The 18,810-nt window shown below is 62.8% G+C and carries 11 protein-coding genes; 5 read left to right on the top strand and 6 right to left on the bottom strand.

The genetic code is table 11. From position 1 onward, the window contains the following. The 4 genes from ACRQEC_RS04130 to ACRQEC_RS04115 all read right to left on the bottom strand — a co-directional run. Positions 1–4,214: Rib/alpha-like domain-containing protein (locus ACRQEC_RS04130; RefSeq protein ID WP_435730162.1), on the bottom strand; the 4,214-nt coding region annotated here is incomplete at its 3' end. Positions 4,215–4,938: 724 nt separating this feature from the next. Then, positions 4,939–5,961, bottom strand: coding sequence for a class 1b ribonucleoside-diphosphate reductase subunit beta (gene nrdF, locus ACRQEC_RS04125; protein ID WP_284889759.1), 1,023 nt, complete (start codon positions 5,959–5,961; stop codon positions 4,939–4,941). 220 nt (positions 5,962–6,181) lie between these two features. After that, complete coding sequence (locus tag ACRQEC_RS04120) at positions 6,182–6,736, bottom strand: NADPH-dependent FMN reductase (RefSeq protein ID WP_306471156.1); 555 nt, start codon at positions 6,734–6,736, stop codon at positions 6,182–6,184. A 93-nt stretch (positions 6,737–6,829) separates the two neighbouring features. Continuing rightward, complete coding sequence (locus ACRQEC_RS04115; protein WP_284889760.1) at positions 6,830–8,704, bottom strand: choice-of-anchor M domain-containing protein; 1,875 nt, start codon at positions 8,702–8,704, stop codon at positions 6,830–6,832. Between the two features lie 124 nt (positions 8,705–8,828). On the opposite strand from ACRQEC_RS04115, the gene ACRQEC_RS04110 reads away from it, so the two are divergent. The 5 genes from ACRQEC_RS04110 to ACRQEC_RS04090 all read left to right on the top strand — a co-directional run bounded on the left by ACRQEC_RS04110 (position 8,829) and on the right by ACRQEC_RS04090 (position 15,541). Next, positions 8,829–11,909 (top strand): choice-of-anchor M domain-containing protein, encoded by a 3,081-nt coding sequence (locus ACRQEC_RS04110; protein ID WP_284889761.1) that lies wholly within the window; start codon positions 8,829–8,831, stop codon positions 11,907–11,909. 132 nt (positions 11,910–12,041) lie between these two features. After that, positions 12,042–12,836: a carboxymuconolactone decarboxylase family protein gene (locus ACRQEC_RS04105; RefSeq protein ID WP_284889762.1), complete on the top strand. Its 795-nt coding sequence runs from the start codon at positions 12,042–12,044 to the stop codon at positions 12,834–12,836. 128 nt (positions 12,837–12,964) lie between these two features. Further along, positions 12,965–13,726: an ATP-binding cassette domain-containing protein gene (locus tag ACRQEC_RS04100; protein WP_284889763.1), complete on the top strand. Its 762-nt coding sequence runs from the start codon at positions 12,965–12,967 to the stop codon at positions 13,724–13,726. Positions 13,727–13,878: 152 nt separating this feature from the next. Further along, entirely contained in the window at positions 13,879–14,940 is a 1,062-nt protein-coding gene (locus ACRQEC_RS04095; protein ID WP_284889764.1) for a DUF7224 domain-containing protein, read from the top strand. 4 nt (positions 14,941–14,944) lie between these two features. Next, a complete protein-coding gene (locus ACRQEC_RS04090) occupies positions 14,945–15,541 on the top strand; it encodes a hypothetical protein (RefSeq protein ID WP_284889765.1) in 597 nt (198 codons plus the stop codon). Between the two features lie 142 nt (positions 15,542–15,683). Here ACRQEC_RS04090 and ACRQEC_RS04085 read toward each other — a convergent pair whose 3' ends face one another. Next, complete coding sequence (locus ACRQEC_RS04085) at positions 15,684–17,405, bottom strand: MFS transporter (protein WP_087070033.1); 1,722 nt, start codon at positions 17,403–17,405, stop codon at positions 15,684–15,686. A 36-nt stretch (positions 17,406–17,441) separates the two neighbouring features. Further along, positions 17,442–18,656 (bottom strand): amidohydrolase, encoded by a 1,215-nt coding sequence (locus tag ACRQEC_RS04080; RefSeq protein ID WP_284889766.1) that lies wholly within the window; start codon positions 18,654–18,656, stop codon positions 17,442–17,444. Between the last annotated feature and the right edge of the window lie 154 nt (positions 18,657–18,810).

The following is an 18,810-nucleotide window of genomic DNA, read 5'->3' as shown; positions in this document are numbered from 1 at the left end:
GTCACGCCATCGCCATCGGTATCGGCCTTGTTCGGGTTAGTCGGCTTGCCACCGTTGTTCTTGCCGGTCACTTCGTCACCGTCATTCACGCCGTCACCATCGGTGTCGGGGTTGAGCGGGTCAGTGTTACCAGGCTTGCCGTCCTTATTGAACTTATCGTCCTTGAACGGGTTCTTGGTGCCGTTCACTTCGTCCCCGTCGTTGATGCCGTCGCCGTCAGTATCCGGGTTGTTCGGATCGGTCCCGATCTTTTCCTCTTCGGAATCGGTCAGGCCATCGCCATCGGTATCCGGATCCTTGACGGTCACCTTGGAGGTGTCGAGGACCTTATCACCATCCTTGATGGTCACGGTGATCTCGGTCTTGTCCTTGGCGCCAGCGGGCACCTTGACCACAACATTGCCATCCGCACCGATCGTGCAGGTAGCACCACCGGTCGCTTCACAGGTGGCCGAAGCCGGGATCGGGCCGTTCGCCGGATCCTTCGTGAGCGTCACGTCCGCGCCGGGCTTACCTTCGCCGTCGTTCCACGCCGGGCAACCGTTATTGGAAGCCGGGCCGGCGATGGTGGGGCACTGATCCTGAGCATCGGGCACGCCGTCGTTATCACCGTCCGGGTTCGGAACCGGAGCGGGCGCCGTGACGGTCACCTTGGACTTGTCGAGGACCTTGTCACCGTCCTTGATGGTCACCGCAATCTCAGTACCGGGGGTTGCACCCGCCGGAACCTTGACGACGACGTTGCCATCCTGGCCGATAGTGCACGTGGCACCACCGGTTGCTTCGCAGGTGGCTGAAGCCGGGATCGGGCCATTAGCCGGATCCTTCGTGAGCGTCACATCAGTGCCGGGCTTACCTTCGCCGTCGTTCCACGCCGGGCAACCATTATTGGAAGCCGGCCCTGCGATGGTCGGGCACTGATCGGCATCCCCGGACACTCCGTCCTTATCGGGATCAGGATCAGCAATGGTCACGGTCGCCGTATCCAGATCCTTGCCGTTGGGGTCCTTGACCTTGACGACGATCTGGTCCTTATCCTTCGCATTCGCGTTCGGAGTAACCGTGATCGAGCCATCCTCGTTGAGCTTGGCGGTACCCGGGCCGGTCACCTCAACGGTGGAACCATCCGGAACCGGGCCACCCGCGTTAGGCAGCTGCGCCGGCTCGCTCGGCTTGGTGGTCGTGTCATTCCAGGCCGGGTTATTCGGAGCAAGCACGGTCACCTTGGAGGTGTCCAGGTCCTTGCCGTCGTTCTTGATGGTCACCGGGATCTCGGTACCGGGGGTTGCGCCGTCCGGAACCTTCACGGTGATATTGCCGTCCTGGCCGATGGTGCAGGTAGCACCGTTACCCGCCACGCAGGTCGCGGTGTTCGGGATATCGCCGTTGGCGGGATCCTTCGCCAGCGTCACATCCGCGCCGGGCTTACCCTCGCCATCGCTCCAGGCCGGGCACCCGTTATTGGAAGCCGGGCCGGCAATGGTGGGGCACTTGTCCGCGTCGTCGTTCACACCGTCATTATCGGTATCGGGGTTCGGAACCGGATCCGGGGCCGTAACCGTCACCTTGGGTGTGTGGAGGGTCTTGCCCTCGTTCTTGATGGTCACCGGAATTTCGGTGCCGGGGGCGGTGCCTTCCGGAATCTTGACGACGACGTTGCCATCGGTGCCGATGGTGCACGTGGCACCATTGCCGGCCTCGCAGGTCGCGGTGCTCGGGATCGGGCCGTTCTTCGGGTCCTTCGTGAGCGTCACATCAGTGCCGGGCTTGCCCTCGCCGTTGTTCCACGCCGGGCAACCATTATTGGAAGCCGGGCCGGCGATGGTGGGGCACTGGTCTGCGTCGTCGTTCACACCGTCGCGGTCAGTATCGACCGGGGCCGGGGTGGTGACGGTGACCGGAACCTTGACGGTATCGGTGCTGCCATCCGGGTAGGTGACAACAACGGGAACCTCGTAGGGGCCAGCGGCGGTGCCCGCGGCCGGGGTCACCGTAATGGCGCCGGTTTCGGGGTTAACCGTGGCGGTAATCGGGGAGTTCTCACCGAGCTTGAAGGTGGTCTTCTTGCCCTTCTCCGTCGGAGCGGGATCGGTTTCGACCTTCTTGGTAGCGAGCTTGTCGAAGGTGGGGGCCGGGACCTCAATGGTCTGCCCCGCTTCTACCGTATTGTCCTGCTTGTAATTCGGATCGTAGGTATCGGTGAGCTGCGCCAGCACCTTGACCGGAACCCAGGTCTTGAGCTTGAGCTTGTTCTTGGCGTTGAGCGGATCGGTCACGGTAGCAACCACCGGGATACGGTAGTCACAGGGAGCCACGTCCGCGCCGGGCTTGACGGTCACCACGCCGGTGGCCGGATCAACAGTAGCCCAGGCCTTCGCGCCTTCACCCAGTTCGTAGGTGGCATCGGCGGGCAGCTGGTACTTGTTATTACCGGCCTGCGTGAAGCCCTTGGCTTCGCGGGTCGCGTAAGGAGCCTTGCTCTTCTCGGTTTGGGTCTTCTTCACCTGGACGGCGTCGTACTTGACGGGAATCGCGCGCACGATGAAGGAATCCGAAGAAACAGCGTTTTCAGCGGCATACAGAGTTGCCGTGTAGATTTCGCCGTCCTTCGCGTTATCCGGAACCTTGAAGTATGCCTTGCTGGCGTCGCTCAGCTTCTTCAGGCCGCCGTTGGTCTGCACAACCTTGCCCTTGGAATCGGTCCACTCGATGCGGTTAGGCAGCGGGGAGAGATCCTTGCCGGTCAGCTTGACTTCAGCGGTCTGCCCGGGGAGGGCGTAGTTTTCCTGCGCGTCGAAGTTCGTGATATCCAGTTCCACCTGCACGCTGAGCACCAGCGCCAGATTGACGTTGTACCAGTTATTGGTAATCAGATTGACGGCCGCGGAGGTCTGCGGAGTCCACGAAGCATTCGAGTTGAACATATTGAAGGTCTGGCGCATGAAGGAGGAGTAGTTCGGGACTACTCGCCCGTTCGGGTCCAGGACGTACATGTAAATACGGTCCACATCCGCGCCGGCATCCTTCGGCAGGCGGATGGTGTACATGCCCTTGCTGTCCGTGGTGGCCGTGTAGGTGCCCTCAATGTAATCGGGGTGCTCGGTGAGCATGTCACGGACCTTGACCTCGCGGTCATTCACGGACGGGGTGGCATTACGCAGTTCCTGGAGCGCAGCCTTGCCAGCGGGGGTCAGCTGCGAAAGCACCACGGTGTAGCCGGAGGCCACCACGTCACCCGAGGTGTTGAAGTTCGGTCCGGTGGCGGAGTTGGCAAGATCGCCAGCACCGGATTCGAACCACACCTTGCCGGAAACGGAGTCCCGGGTAGAAAGGGTCACGGCCGGGTCGGTCAGGGGACCCTTGTCGTCATTGACCCATTCGTTCTTGGGGCGGGTGAGGTAATCATTCGGATCGGTGTACATGAACACTGCGGTCCGCTGCATATTGGTGCCGATAAGCGGGAACTGGCCCAGGTTATTGGCCGTCACGCTATTGACGAAGGCACCCGGGAAGAAGCCGCCGGCCTGGCGCACCATGGTGACGGGGTTACCGGCCGGGTTGGTGAAGTCATTGATCCACAGGCGGTAGTACTGGCCAGCAACAGCCTTGTAGAGGTGCTGCTTGCCGGTGTTATCTACCCAAGGCACGCGCAGATCAAAAGCGTAGGCGCCGGGGCCGATCTGGCTTCCGTCGCTCTCGTCAATCGTCTTGACGGTGGTGGAGTAAATCGGGGAGGCCGCGCCGTCGGTATCACGCCACTGGAGGTACACCTTGATTCCGTCCGGAACCGGGGTTGCACCGTTGGACGTGGTTGCCGGCGTGCCAACGCCACCGAAGAACGCACGCCCCGAGAGCGTGTTCTTGGCGTTACTGGCATCGGTGGTGCTCTTAATCCAGCCGGTCTTGAAAGCATCGGCTTCGATAATGGCATCTTGCTTGAAAGGAATATCCGGTCGGTTAGCGCCAGCTTGGTTCGCGCCTGCTTCGACGGCGGTGTCACCGACATACGTCGGACACTGCGCCGTGGGAGCAGTCGGCGCCGCACCGGAATTACCTTGCGGTGCAGCGTAGGCGATTCCCGAAGCAAACGCCGTCATGAGCGCCGCGGCGGTGAGACCGGCCCACACTTTCGTGCGACGACGATGCCCACCCTTGCGGGACACAGACGCGGAGACTCCGGGCGCCGACTGAGTCGACTCCGTGTGTTGGGACATTATTTCTCCATTAGTAGGTTTATGGATCGTTAGGGTGAAGCATGAGGAGAGCGTCAATTGTGGGAGGGTAGCGCTGGAGAGCACCCCCCCCCCGCAATTCAACCGACCCCGTCAGCTAAATCGCCTAAACAATTCATGAGCCTAGCACAAAGAGCCGTATTCAATTATTCAGTACAAAAGGTTATATAAACCGCGTAGCAACACAGCTTCCCCCGCGGAGATAACTAACTTTTTATCACACTGTTTCAGAATTATTTACTAAGTATTAACCCGCAGTACCGCGCTGTTTTGAGCCGGACGCTTCGCTGCGCTCAGGCTCGCTCGGTCGCTTTTTCAGCGGCCCGGCCGCACACCCACGCCGCCACATTACCGCCCGCAAGCGCGTGAATAATAATACTTTTCCGCGGCGGTGCGAGCCTTCGCTCACCACCCACACCACCCAGGCGGTACTAAAGTCCCGTGCCAGCGCGGCGAAAGGGCGGGCGCACGCGCGGTACATCCCCCGATCTGCGCCGCGTCCCGCCGCGTGAATACTTATGTGCCGCCACGGTCCCTACCTGGGGCATCACTCCACGAAATGTACCCAATCTCTCGTTTTTTCGGGGCAGCCACCCGCACGCATCGCCCGCGCAGGTGGCCGCCCCGATCATCACGCCGCAGGTCAGGACCTTTGGGCCGCCCACCTTTGGCTATTCGTATGTGGACTACTTATCTTTGGGCTACTTTAGAAATCCCAATCGTCATCGGTGGTATCTTCCGATTCCCCAATAATGTACGAGGAGCCCGAACCGGAGAAGAAATCATGGTTTTCATCGGCGGCCGGGGAGAGCGCAGTGAGGATCTCCGGGCTCACCCGCGTTTCTTCACCGCTGAAGCGCGCCTGGTAGCCAAGGTTCATAAGCGCCTTATTAGCGTTGTAGCGGACGAAAATTGCGACGTCGTCCATCAACCCCACGGGTTCGTAGAGTTCACCGGAGTACTCGAGTTCCATCTGGTAGAGCTTCTCGAGCAACCCGTAGGTGAATTCTTCCATTTCCGCACGGCGCGCTTCGCTGCATTCTTCCAGGCCGCGCTGGTACTTGTACCCGGAGTAGTACCCGTGCACCGCCTTATCGCGCAGGATGAGGCGGATAAGATCCGCGGTATTCATGAGCTTGCCGCGGCAGGACAGGTAGAGGGGCAGGAAGAACCCGGCGTAGAGCAGCAGCGAGGACAGCAGGGTGGAGGAAACCTTACGCTTGAGGGGGTCCTCGCCCACGTAGTGTTCCAGCACCGCCTTGGCCCGCTGCTGGAGCAGCGGATTATCCACGGCCCAGGTGTAGGCTTCCTCAATCTGGGTGCTCGAGGCCAGGGTGGAGAAAATCGAGGAATACGAGCGCGCGTGCACCGCCTGCATGAAGGCAATATTGGCGTAGACGGCCTGCTCGTGTTCGGTGTGCGCGTCCTGAATCTGGCTAATTTCGCCGATGCTCGCCTGCACGGTATCGAGCAGGGTCAGGCCGGTGAAGACCCGCATCACGAGGGTCTGCTCCACCTCGCTCATGCGCTGCCAGGAAGGCAGGTCATTGGAGAGCGGCACCTTTTCCGGCAGCCAGAAATTCGCGGTGAGCCGGCGCCACACCTCCAAGTCCTTCTCCTCCGGGACGTAATTCCAGTTGATCGGCCGGAAAGGCCCCTCGGGATGCTGGATGTACTGCGGCGGCATAAAGGAACGCAGGGTGTAATGCCGTCCATCAGGTGCGCTCATGACTTCTCCAATTTTCATCAAAACACTAGATATTGTGGTCGCTTCAATTTAGACCACTAGATATAGTGTCGCATTGTGGGCACCTAGGACTTAAGGCTCGCCGCAGTGGTGTATGTCATAACGACGACGCCGCCCCTTTCCCGCGAGCGCCCGGGCCACGAAAAAGCACCCCCGGGCCGGCCGGAGCCAACTCGGGGGTGCGCTACGCGATGAGCGAGATTTACTTCTTCTCAACCAGGGCCACGAAGCGGTCAATATAGCCGCGCACGAAGTCCGCGGTATCGGCCTTCAGCTTGCCGGATTCGTCGAAGAGTTCCGGGGAGCGGCCCAGGAATACTTCGGGCTGCCCGGGCATGGGCATATCGAAGTAGGAAAGCGCCAGGCGCAGGTTCTTCTGCGAGCTGTAGCCACCCATGCGCCCCACCGAATGGCTGATAATGCCGGCCGGCTTGTTCTTCCAGGCCACATCGCTATTGGGCTTGGAGCCGATATCCACGGCATTCTTCAGGCAGGCCGGCACGGTGCGGTTATTTTCCGGCGTGACGAAGAGGATGCCATCGCTGGCCTTAATGGTTTCCCGGAAGCTGGTGTAGCTTTCGGGCAGGGGTACGTCCGTCACAGCTGCGTCGTCGTAATCGAAATTGTAGAGCGGCAGGTGACCGATCTCCACAATCTCCACCTCGTACCCTTCGGGGAAATAGCCGGCCACTTCGCTCGCGATTTTGCGCGCGTAGGAACCGCGCCGCAAACTACCCACCAGAATTGAAATCTTCATAAGTATCCCGCGCTTTTCACTCGTATATTGACTGGGTGTGCCGCGCCCGGCCGCCGCCACAGGCGCCGAAGCGGACGCTGCCCCCATCATAGGCTAGGCCCGCTTGCGGGTGTACAGCACCACCCCACCCACGCAGAGGAGGGCCAGGGTGACCGAGAGCGGGTCGATCACCTCGGAGCCGGAATGGGCGAGGTTATTGCCGAGCTTCTTGCCTTCGCGTTCCAGCTGGGCGATTTGTTCGGCGGAAAGTTCGCAGGGCTGCCCATCCGCGGTGCGGCCTTCCCACACCGTTTCGGTGCCGCCGCCGCTCGAACCGAACCACTGCTGGCCGACCAGCTGGCCGAAGGTACCCGATTCGAAAACGGCCATCTTGCCGGGGCCGGACACGCTCGTGACGCTCAGGGTGAGTTCGCCGGTGGTTGCTTCGCGGAAGCTGGGATGCTGGGTATTCGCGCCGAGCCACGGCACTCCGGAAACCTGGCTGGAGGAAATCATGTAGATGCGCTCGCCGGCGCTCGCCACGAAATCGATGCCGGCCGGGGCGGTGGTGGCCGCGGCCTCCCCCAGCCCGAAGCTCAGGGACGCCGGGTCGAGCCACTGCCCGGAATTATCGTCCTTGACGGCGGCGCGCAGCTGCCCACCGTCCACCACCGCGCCCAGATCATAGTGGCCGCTATTGGCGGTGCCACTGCCCCCGACGTTGAAGGTGAGAGTGGTAGTAGTGGACAGGCGGGTGCCGTCCGTTGCGGTGGCGTTGAGCGCCAGACCCACCGTGTAGGTGCCCGGCTGGGTGAAGACCCAATTGGGGTGCACGTGGGTATTGGCCGGGATCGTATGCGAGCCACTGGCACCGCCGCTCGCGGCGCGCTCCACCGGGGTGGGGATGCACACCGGCGCGGCAGGTGCTTGCGGTGCTTGGCCGGCCGGAGCTTGGGGCGCCTGGCCTGCGGGAGCCTGAGCCGCGGGGGACTGGGGCGCTTGAGCCGAGGGGTTCTGGCCCGAGGGTGCCTGCGTAGCGCCGCCGTTCGGCGCCGGGATGCCGGGCGCGCCGTTGGCCCCGCCGTTAGCGCCGTTCCCGCCGTTCGCGCCGTTCGCACCGTTCGCACCGTTGGCGCCACTTCCCCCATTGCCAGCTCCCGGGGTGGATCCACCGCCCGGAGTAGACGAATCGCCCGGCACGCCAGCGGCGCCGTCGTTCCCACTACCGGAACCACTACCGGAACCGCTACCAGAACCATCGTTATCGTGACCCTGCGCGGCCGCAATCGCGGCGTCGCCCACCGCCCAGGTGTAGGTGCGGGCGGGCGCGGTGAGGGTGCCGCCGGGGGTATCCACTTCGGCGCGCACCGTCATGCGGTAGGTGCCGGGCGCGGAGAAGAGCCAATTGGCGTGCTGGTGCGCGGGTTCAGGCTGGGCGATCACGCTGCCCGGCCCCATCTGGAAGCTCGGAGCGCCGGCGGCGTCGCGCAGAATCGGGTTGAGGGTGGCGAAATTCGTTTCCCACAGGAAGACCTTGCCGGGGCCTTCGAGTTGCTCCACCACGAAACGCGCCGCGGTGCCGCCGAGCTGGCGTGCCGCCCCGGAATCCCAGCCGGGCCACACAATTCCGGGCTGCTGCACCTGGTCAAGTAAAAAGCCGGGTGTACCCAGCTGCGGAACATCGGCAGATTTGCTAGTGAACGTTCGCTCCACTACCCCGATCACGGTTTCTTCGGGGGCGCGCCCCACCCCGGTGCCGGTGGCGTCTTCTTTGAGATTGAGGGAGATGGTGCCGTCTGCGCCTGCGGAGATATTGAAGAGGTCCATATGCCCGGAGGTGAGAACGGTGGGGTGCCCGGCTCCCACCCCCGCGGGTGCTGCCGGCGCCGGTGCGGCTTGGGCGGCAGGAAGGAACGCTCCCCACCCGGCCAGGAGCGCCGCCATGGCGCCCGCCAGCCCCGCCGCAGCACGCCGTGTGAGTGCTGTCATGACTTTCCTTTCCTTGCGGTACTTGCGCCACCTAGCCTATTTGATAACAATAATGATTATCAATAAGGGGTGATGCGGTTGTCTCTCACGCGGACTGCCGCACACCGAAACGGAAAGAGACAGAATGGCACGACGCCTCCTCGCGGCCCTGGCCGCCGCCGCACTCACCGCCGGAATAGCTCCGGCCGCCGCGGCCGCCCCGGATGACGGAAAGATTGTCACAACGACGGCGCACGTTGACGCCCCCAAGGTTTTTTGGGAAAACGGTACGTTCGTGCTGAAAAACGAAGCCTATGACGAGCTGTATCCACTGGAGAAGACCGTCAATTGGGTGGGGCGCGGCTACGCGCGCTCCGGCTCGAATCAGGGCGGGCAGCAGTACATTTTCCTGCCCCCGGATAACGAGGCTTACGGGCATCTGCGCAAGGTTGCCGAGCGCTGGTATTCCGCGCCGGGTATGCCCAGCGGCCCCTTCCCCATCTGGGCCGGTTTCGGTGCGGATGCCGCCATTCCGGTGGAGCAATTCCGCAACGGCACCTTCGCGCTGGAGCTGACCAAATTCGACGGCCCGGGGCGCATGGAAGCCTTCATGACCAATATGGACCTCTACCTCCCGCTGTTCTCTAGCCACGAGACGGGGCGGCGGGTCTCCTACCTGGTGCCCGGCAGCCACACCCACAACGAGACCGCTTTCACCAAGCCGGGGCGCTACACCCTGACCTATCGCGCCATCGCGCGCGGGGTGGACGGCAAGATTATCGCCTCGCAGGAGATTCCCTTTGTATGGCAGGTGGGCGGCACCCGCCCCGCCAAGGAAGCGGGCACCGATCTGGCTACCGCGTTCAACGCTGCCCCCACCGGGGATACCTCCGGCTACCGTTTCTCCCTCGCCCCGTATGCGGGCCGCGAGCATGACGCGGATGACCAGCTCACCGAGCTGCGTTTCGATGCCGGTTCGGAAACGGTGGCGGGGAAGGTGCAGTTCTTCCTGGATGGTTACTTCCTGGCTGAGGTTCCGGTAGAGAAGGGGAAGGCGCGCTGGGCGGAGATGATCGGCTCGGGCGCCTCGAATTTCCAGGCGGTTTTCGTGCCCGCCACCCCGGGAACGCAGGGCGCGGCCGGCGCGCCCAAGGCCGACGGCGCAGCTAATTCGGCTCCCGGAGCTCAGGCAACCACCGGGGCCCGCTGGATTTCCGCCCCGGTCTCCTACGCCTTCGGGGCGGCCGAGGCCAGCACCTCGGAGAGCGCCGCGCAGCTGCCCGAGCCCCATTCGCAGGACCCGGCGCCGGCCATGGCGGGCGGGGAGTATACGCCGTCGTCCTTCGATTACACGGTGCGCACGGAAAAGACAGCCACCGGAAACGTGACCACCTCGGTTGCTTTCGCGGATCCGAAGGTGCGCGCGTACGTGCACGGCGGTTACTACGCGAAACCGGAGGATAAGTACCCGGATTGCGAAGTGAATATGGTGACGGATTCGCGCGGCGTGGCCACCGTAACCCAGGGCGATTCCTGGTGCGAGGGCTACCATCTCAAGCTCAGCATCGACCCGCATCCGGAAGTGAATATGAGCGCGGCCGCCGACGTGCGCTTCGGCACCATGGATTTGAGCGCCCCGCAAAGCTATTCCGGGCGACTCGCCGCGGCTCCCGCTATTGGTACCGGCACCCAGCCGGCCCCCGGGCCGCAGCCCGAACCGGCGCCGGGGCCAGGGCCGAATCCTGCACCGAATCCCGGCCCGAATCCTGGGCCGAATCCGCCCGCGCCGGCGCCCACGCCTTCTGTGTCGCCCAGCGCTCCCGCACCAGCTCCCGCACCGAAGCCCGCCCCGTCGCGCACCATTTTGCGGCGCGGCCACGTGGACCTGCAGGCGGTGCCGGGCGAGGGCGGCCCGGGCGTTACCCTCAAGGACGACACCCTCGAGCACGCCACCACCTCGGTGCAGCGCGATGTGAGCACGGTGGCGCTGGCGGTTCCCGATTCGGCGAAGTCCCCGCGGGCGAAAGGCGCGGCTTTTGATTTCCTCGGCGCGGAGGGCGCCCGGCTCTACCAGCTGCCCCAGAACTGGGATCGTTCGCATATTTGGCCCGGGTGGTCCACGGAAAGCTACCGCAAGCCCACGCGTTTCCACGTGGAGCCGGAGTCGATTCCGGCGGGCGCGCAGTATCACGCCTACGCGCTGAGCGGTTTCGGGAACGTGGATCGGCTCTTCGACGCCTCGCGCACCGCCCTTGACCTGCCCGATCCCACGCACCAGCACGCCGGCTGGGCCTTCACGCAGCCGGGCGTGTACGCGCTACGGGTGTGGTACGACGACGCCGCAGCCGCGCCGGAAGCTTCCGGCGCGGGCGGGGCCAACCGGGCGGGCCGCCTAGTTTTCTTGGTCGGGGATGAGACGATCGCCGGCTACGAGCAGGGAACCGTGAGCATCCCCGGCGATCCCACCGCTCCCGAACCGGGCGGCGGGGATCATCCCTCCGCGGATCCGAATCCGGGCGGGAATCCCGGTGGCAACCCGGGTGGCGGGCATCCCGGCGGGACGCCGAATCCGGGAGGAAACCCCGGAGGCAACCCGGGCGGCACCGGCAATCCGGGTGGTGCTCCCACGCCGGGCGCCGCTCCCGCGCCGCAACCGTCGGCCGCACCCGGAACCCCGGGGGGCATTAGCACATTGAAACCGACTCCGCAGCCGGGTACACCCGGCATGGGAAATAATCCCGGGAATAAGCCGCTAACTCCGGCCGGGCCGCCCGCGCCCGCTCCAGTTCCGGAAAATCCCGGGGCGAAGGTGCTGCCGCCGAGCGGCAACGCGCCACTCGGCCCCGGTGGTGGCGCCACCCTCACGGGCACCCAGGTAATTGGCGCACCGCAGGCCGGTGGCGGCGGGGCACCGCGCCCCCTCTCCCCCACTCCGGCGAAGGCCGGTGGGCCGGCGGCCGGGAAGGCAGCTGCCCCCTCCGCTACTCCGTCGGCGAGTGCCACGCCCGGTGCTGGCACGCCCTCCGGTTCCGCCTTCGTTGGCATGCCCAATGGCGCGGCGGGCCAGGGCAACCAGGTGGCCGCCGGCGCAAATGCGGACGCTTCGGCAAGCGGCTGGGATCGGAGCATTAAGCTGAGCACCCTGGCAAAGATCATGGGCGTCATCGCTTTGTGTGCCCTGTGCCTTGGCGGCGGCGTCGCCCTGGAACGCCACCGGCGCAAGTAACGCACCTATGAACGGACCGAGCCACTAAGGCCCGCCCCTACACCCCGGCGCACCCGAGACCAGCTGCGCCGGGGTGTAGTCTGTTTTTGGCTGGGCAAGGGCGTCGGCCATATGCGAAGGAGATGATCTCAGGTGAGTGAGAAGATTACCCAAACCGCGGGCCGTGACCAGCTGGGAGATTTTGCCCCGCTTTTTGCCGAACTCAATGACGATGTTCTTTTTGGGCGGGTATGGAATCAACTCGCGCTATCTCTCAAAATGAAGTGCGTGGTCACGGTAGTGGCTCTCATGGCCTCCGGGATCACAGATTCTTCGCTGCGGTACCACTTGGAGAACGCCAAGAATCACGGGGTGACCCGGGAGGAGATCGCCGCGATCATCACACATGCGGCCATGTATGTGGGTTGGCCGAAGGCGTGGGCAGTTTTCAATCTGGCGAAAGATGTGTGGAGCGTTGAGACTGCGGGTGCGGCTGGTAGCGCTGGCTCCAATCCTGGCACGGATGCACTGAGCGCCAAGGAACGCCACGCGCGCGAATGCCCCTTCCCCATCGGTGCACCCAATGACGGTTTCGCCCAGTACTTTATCGGGCAGAGCTACCTTGCGCCGGTTTCCACCAGCCAGGTTCCCATGTACAACGTGACGTTCGAGCCAAGCTGCCGCAATAACTGGCATATTCACCACGCTTCCAGCGGCGGCGGCCAGATCCTTATCTGCGTGGCCGGCCGAGGATTCCACCAGACATGGGGCCAGCCGGTGGAAGAAATGCTGCCCGGGGATGTGATCAATGTGCCGGCGGGCACCAAACACTGGCACGGGGCCGCGCCCGATAGCTGGTTCTCCCACCTCGCCGTGGAAGTTCCCGGAACGAATACCTCCAACGAATGGCTCGAGCCGGTGAGCGATGCGGAATATGCGCGGCTATGACTCCTCCCGATAGAGCTTTACTCCGGAAATAAATAACCGATCTAAGCTATTGCGTGTATCCCACGTCACGTTGTAGGCTCAAAGAGTACACGAAACGTTCAATAGCTTTGGCGGCAGGGGTGGAGACTATGCTGACTACTCGTCATCTAACCCAGGGGTACTCCGCGTCGAATCCCGTCTTTAGCGGACTTGACGCGGAGTTCCCCTCCGAGGTCACCGCTTTGCTGGGGCCAAACGGTGCCGGTAAAACCACCCTGCTACGTACCCTGGCCGGCCAATTGCGCCCGCGTGACGGCAGCGTTTATATTTCCAGGAAACCACTCCAGAAACTCAGCTGGCGCGAACTAGGGCAAAGCATCGGCTACCTGCCGCAGAAAATCACATTTGATCCCAGACTCACCGTTGCGGAATTCGCTTCGTATATCGGCTGGGTGCGTGGCGTGGCGCGCTCAAATATTGACGCTTCGGTGCGCACGAACCTCCGTGATTTTGATATTGACGACCTCGCCAATAAGAAAATGGGGAGTCTATCTGGTGGGCAATTGCAACGAGCCGGATTGGCCGCCGCCAAAGTGGGCGACCCGCAGATATTACTTCTTGATGAACCAACGGCCGGCTTGGATCCGGTGCAGCGCGTAAAATTCCGAAAACTCCTTGGCGCGCACCTCGCAGATACCGTTATTATCTCCACCCACCTCATTGAGGACATTGTTCATGTAGCTGAAACTGTTCTGGTCTTCGACCAGGGCACTATCCGTTTTTCGGGAACGGTGGCGGAACTGGAAAACCTTGGTAGCCACACTGGCACTGATACGCGAGATATGAGCCTGGCGGAGGCGGGCTTTATGGCGGTATTGGCCGGAGAAACTCCGCGGGGGACCATGTCATGATTTTCTGGCCCTACCTCAAACGTCACCCCCATCTCATCAGCGCACTCCTCACCCTGATAGTCGGAGCGATAGCGTTATGGCTCCTACGTGATTCCTGGGTGGGCTATACAAGTGCCACAGCAAATTACGCTCTCTGCGGTTTTATTTTCGGAATGCCGCTGGTTTCTGCGGTGCAGGCAATTCACTCCGAACGAATCCGTGCGGTAGATCTTCCCACGTGGGCGCCTTATTCCCCGCGTCGCGTGCTCATGCAGAACGCCAGCGCGCTTATGCCGGGGCTCCTCACCGTCCTCTTCACGGGAGCGATGCTCAGTGGTGCTGCCCTAGGGGTAACTGCCATGGCACGCGAAGAGCTCGCGCCGGTCAATATTCATCCGATCATCGGGTACCTATGCCTCGGATTCCTGGGTGTACTTATTGGCCATATGATCGGGCGAATAGATGCATCTAGCGCCGTACTTGCAGTGGGAAGCTTCGGGGCAATGCTAGGCATTGCCATGTTTACTACTCAATACACTGTGCTGGAGCCCTATATGGAGGTGTCACTCCCCCAGCTCTACACCCTTATTGCAGTGACAGCACTGGCCTTCATCCCCGCACTTTTCCTTCCCCGGCGTTCCGGCTGGCATAAAAAACAAAGCGTGGGAAGCTTGATATTTGCCTTTATTGCTGTTGCTACCCTCATCGCTACCAGCACGCTCTTCCCGGAGCCGAGCCAACGCCGGGGCGGCGGTCAGGTATGCACCACGTCTCAACCTTTCCTGTGCGTATGGAAAGAACACGAACCCGCTTTGAGAACATTTACGAATATCAGCGACCGCATCCTGCCGCTTATCCCCGAAGGAATGCCAGTCTTGGATACCTTCGAAGAATTCGCCCTCAACGGTAATCACTACGGCGGGCGAACCTTGAACTTTTCGAGCGCGGATATGGATGACGAAAGCATGCTCGTCACTGCGCTGGTATATCCCCTCACGAATCCGAGCTACGTTGAACGTTCGAATACCGAGGCTGGCAAAGTTGCACGTGGAGATTTTACCGTGTGGCTCATGATGCGAGGCGCCCCGAATAAAACAGATAGTTCCTTTATTGCCGACGGTCATGATTCCGCGACAGTGGAACGCGCGCGAGCAATTACCGCACTACCGGAAGCGGAACAGCGCGCCTGGGCTCAGGCGACGTATGCAGCATCTGTTGCTGATTTAGAGAGGTAGCACGATGACCGTGCACCCGTGGCTCATCTACCTTCGCGCTCACCGAGCTTTGAAGGCATTCGGTATCGCCCTTGCCGCCCTCATCGCTATCTATTTGCTCGGGGAAGACCACACCTTCCATTCGTGGGTCTCAGGTGGGACCACGCCGCTTGGCCGCATGCTCACCTTCTGCATACCCCTGGCTCTCCTCAGTGTCATGGCCCCGCGTGAGGAGAAGGACTACTGCGGTAAAGCTCCGGCGAGTATTTTACTAACGGTAGGGTGCGAAATCGCCAGCGCTACTACGGCATTAACCGGAGTTCTCGTGCTACTCACTCACGACTCTGCCGGGCTCAGCCTGCTCCGGCTTCACGTTGCGTGGCTGGCACTTGGAATCGTGAGTGCCTACTTCTTCGGCGCACGCCTCATGTGGGCACTTCCCCTGGTGTTGGTGTTCCTGAGCGCAGCTTTTGCGCCTGATCGTGAGAGCGCCTGGAATCTGGTGCAATCGCGGAGCAATAGCCCCTCGCTGTGGCTTATCGCTGCCTGCATGTGTGTAGCGGCAGGATTATGCGCGGCACTGTACTGCCGAGGCATCCGGCCGCGGTACCTCAAGCGGTAGGTAAGTACCCGACCGCTTCGAAAACACATCAGCTTTAACGAGGTGTGGGTGCGCACCGCAGAAATCTGCGATACACACCCACAACCATGTAGCTATCTCGCTCCGCCGGCGCACCCGCTCCGCGAGCGCGCCGCGCGAAGAACTACGCCTTCTGCTTCTCCACCAGGGCCTGCAAAGCCTTGGTGTCCAAGCCGGAGAGTTCGTCCACGAGCAGCTGGCGCTCCAGGCGCTGGAGGTCGCGCAGCGGCAGCTCGGACAGGCGCGCGATAATCTCCTGGCGCTCGTCGTCCGGAGCGAGCTGCGGGGCCGGAGCCGCGCTGGGAGCCGAAGCACCCGCGGTGGCAGAGCCCCCGCCCTTGGGTACCGTCGTCGTAATAGAAACAATGGCGAGCAGCAAGAACACCAAAGAAACACCCAAGGCGACCATCGCGGCCAGGCGAATCGAAGAGTTATCCGTACGCCCGGACATCGCGATCACATCCGGCACCGGGGCACCCTGCAGCCCGTAGAAGACCGCCAGCGAAATCGCGGTACCGATCGCCCCGCCCAGCGAGGAGGCCATCTTGTAGATACCCGAACCGGAACCGGCCTGGGAAGCCGGCAGGTTCGAGAGCGCCGCGTCCGTGGAGGGCGTGGCGTAGAAGGCCAGGCCCAGGCCGAAGAGGCAGTAGGCGATTACCGCCATGAGCACGTACTGGCCGATAAGCAGGTGCGTGGTCATGAGCAGCCCGCAGGCCACGATGGTGATGAGGCAGCCCCAGATCATCGGCTTGCGCGGCCCGAAACGCTGGAGGAGTTTCTCGCCGATGCGGATGAAGGCGATAATGCACACGCCGTAGCCCAGCGACAGCAGGCCAGCGTCGAACGCGGTGTAGAGCGAACCGTCCGCCTTGTGCCCGGCCAGCTGGATGACCTGCTGGCTAATAATGAGCATGCCGATGGTGCCGTTCACCAGGAAGTTGGAGATCGTGGCGCCCGTGAAGGTGGTGTTCTTGAAAAGCGCGAAATCAATGAAGGGGTTCGCCTGTTTGCGTTCCCACCCGAAGAAGAGCGCGTAGGACACCACCGCGAGCGCGGTGAGCAGGAGCGTTGCTGCACTCCCCCAGCCGAGTTTCGAGCCGTAGAGCAGCACGATCATGAGTCCGAGGGTGCCGGCGATGAAGAGCACCAGGCCGATGGCGTCGAAGCTCTTGCGCGGGCCGGTGCTTTCCACCCGGTTTTCCGGGGTGCCCAGGATCATGAGGAAGGCGAGCACGGAAATAATAATCGAGGCGATGAAGATTCCGCGCCAGCCCACGAATTGCACCACGGTGCCGCCGAAGATCGCGGCCAGGCCGGAGCCGCCCCAGGAACCAATCGACCACATGGACACCGCGCGCTGGCGGGCCGGGCCATCCCAGTAGGCCTTCACGAGGGCCATCGAGGCCGGCATAATGCAGGCCGCGCCCAGGCCTTGGATCGCGCGCCCGGTCAGCAGCAGCGGCAGCGCCACGCCCCCGGCCGCGAAAATGAGCAGCAGCGAACCGGCCGCGTTGAGCACAATCCCGAGGAGGGTGATGCGCACGCGCCCGATCTTATCGGCCAGGCCGCCCATGAGCACCATGAAGAGGCCGGAGAACAGGCCGGTAATGGAAACCGCGAGGTTCATCCCGGCCGCGTCCACGTTACCGAGGTCCTCCATAATATTGGGTGCCACGGTGGCGGCAGTTCCGGCAAACAGCCAGAAGGTCACCACCGCGAGGACGATGCCCCACAGCAGTTTTTCGGTGCCGCGGTAGCCGGTTTCTTGCGGCGGGTTACCGGCCGGCGCCGTGCCAGCCTGCGCCGTACCGGCCGGCGCCTTTGCGCCATTGGTGGTAGCCATAGTTTTATCCTTTGTCATCGTGGAAATGTGGTCCCGCTAGTCCCGCGCCAGCCAGGCGAGCGCGGCAACGGCCGCGGCTTCGGTGCCGGTGGCGAGGGTGGGTTGGAGAACCGGCCCGAAGGCGGGGTTGTGGTTGGGGTAGGTGGGCGCGCCTTCCGCGAATCCACCGAAGCCCCAGTAGGTGTAGGGAATCCCGAAGGCGTCCGGGATCACGCTGAAATCTTCGGAAGCCGATACTTCGCCGCAATCCATCACGCGCTCTTCCCCGAAGTGTGCCAGGAATGCCTGGGTGACCTTGGCGGTGGTTGCGTCGTCGTTATTAGTAAGCGGGTAGGAATCGTAGATCTCAAATTCCGGTGCCTGCGGGGCGCGAGCCGCTTCGCATTCGGCCGTGACGGTGCGCTTAATGCCATCAAGGAGCTGTTCGCGCACGTCCATGTCATACGCGCGAATATTAATAAGCAGAGTGGCCGTGTCCGGAATAATATTTGATTTGCTTCCGGCGTGGATGGAACCCACGGTCAGCACCGCCATCTTGAAGGGATTAATTTCGCGCGCCACCACGCTCTGGAGCCGAGTCACCACGGCGGCGGCCAGCACCACCGGGTCGATACTCAGATGCGGCATGGAGCCGTGCGAGCCCTTCCCGTGCAGCGTCACCTTAACGGAGGCACCGGTGGAAAGAATCGCCCCGGCGTGGGTGCCGACCTGCCCCGCGCGCATCGGCCCGGCCAGCACATGCTGCCCGAGAGCCACATCCGGCGCCGGGATCTTATCGACCAGGCCGTCGGCCACCATGGAGCGCGCCCCGGCCGCGGTTTCTTCCCCGGGCTGGAACAGCGCGATATAGGTGCCGGCCCAGGCCTCGCGGTTTTCCGCGAAAATACGGGCCGCGCCCAGGGCGCAAGAAATATGGAAATCGTGGCCGCAGGCATGCATGGTCGGGACTTCGTTACCGTCCGCGTCCGTGCGCGTCTGCGTGGATGCGTACTCGAGCCCGGTTGCTTCCTTGACCGGGAGCCCGTCGATATCGGCGCGGAAGAGCACCGCGGGCCCCTCCCCGTTTTCCAGCACACCGACGACGCCGCCGCCGATCCGCTGCGTTGCGTACCCGAGGCGCGTCAGTTCCGCGTCGATAGTGTCACACGTTTCTTTTTCCCGCATAGAAAGTTCGGGATGCTGATGCAGGTGGACATAAAGCTCTTCTTGCCAGGAAGTGAAAGAATCCACCGCCTCTTTAATGTTGATCATGAATCACCTTTCCGCCAGGATAGGGCGGGACCACCATCGTTGCGAATGCGTGGAAGTAGCGGCCGGCCCTATCTGCGCCTTGTGCCCGGCTCACGCGCCGGGTCTACTTCAGATAGTAGCCGGAAAGCGTGGCCGATGCCGCGCCGGTACGCTT

The organism is Actinotignum saccati (assembly GCF_051265055.1).
Lineage (GTDB): Bacteria > Actinomycetota > Actinomycetes > Actinomycetales > Actinomycetaceae > Actinotignum.
Note: the sequence above shows the minus strand (reverse complement) of the source record. Positions and strands in the feature narration are given on the sequence as shown.

Bases quoted from the DNA above. Each gene is read 5' to 3' on its own strand.
- ACRQEC_RS04085 (WP_087070033.1), bottom strand. From the start codon at position 17,405: ATGGCTACCACCAATGGCGCAAAGGCGCCGGCCGGTACGGCGCAGGCT.
- nrdF (WP_284889759.1), bottom strand. From the start codon at position 5,961: ATGAGCGCACCTGATGGACGGCATTACACCCTGCGTTCCTTTATGCCG.
- ACRQEC_RS04120 (WP_306471156.1), bottom strand. From the start codon at position 6,736: ATGAAGATTTCAATTCTGGTGGGTAGTTTGCGGCGCGGTTCCTACGCG.
- ACRQEC_RS04090 (WP_284889765.1), top strand. From the start codon at position 14,945: ATGACCGTGCACCCGTGGCTCATCTACCTTCGCGCTCACCGAGCTTTG.
- ACRQEC_RS04080 (WP_284889766.1), bottom strand. From the start codon at position 18,656: ATGATCAACATTAAAGAGGCGGTGGATTCTTTCACTTCCTGGCAAGAA.
- ACRQEC_RS04095 (WP_284889764.1), top strand. From the start codon at position 13,879: ATGCCGCTGGTTTCTGCGGTGCAGGCAATTCACTCCGAACGAATCCGT.
- ACRQEC_RS04115 (WP_284889760.1), bottom strand. From the start codon at position 8,704: ATGACAGCACTCACACGGCGTGCTGCGGCGGGGCTGGCGGGCGCCATG.
- ACRQEC_RS04100 (WP_284889763.1), top strand. From the start codon at position 12,965: ATGCTGACTACTCGTCATCTAACCCAGGGGTACTCCGCGTCGAATCCC.
- ACRQEC_RS04110 (WP_284889761.1), top strand. From the start codon at position 8,829: ATGGCACGACGCCTCCTCGCGGCCCTGGCCGCCGCCGCACTCACCGCC.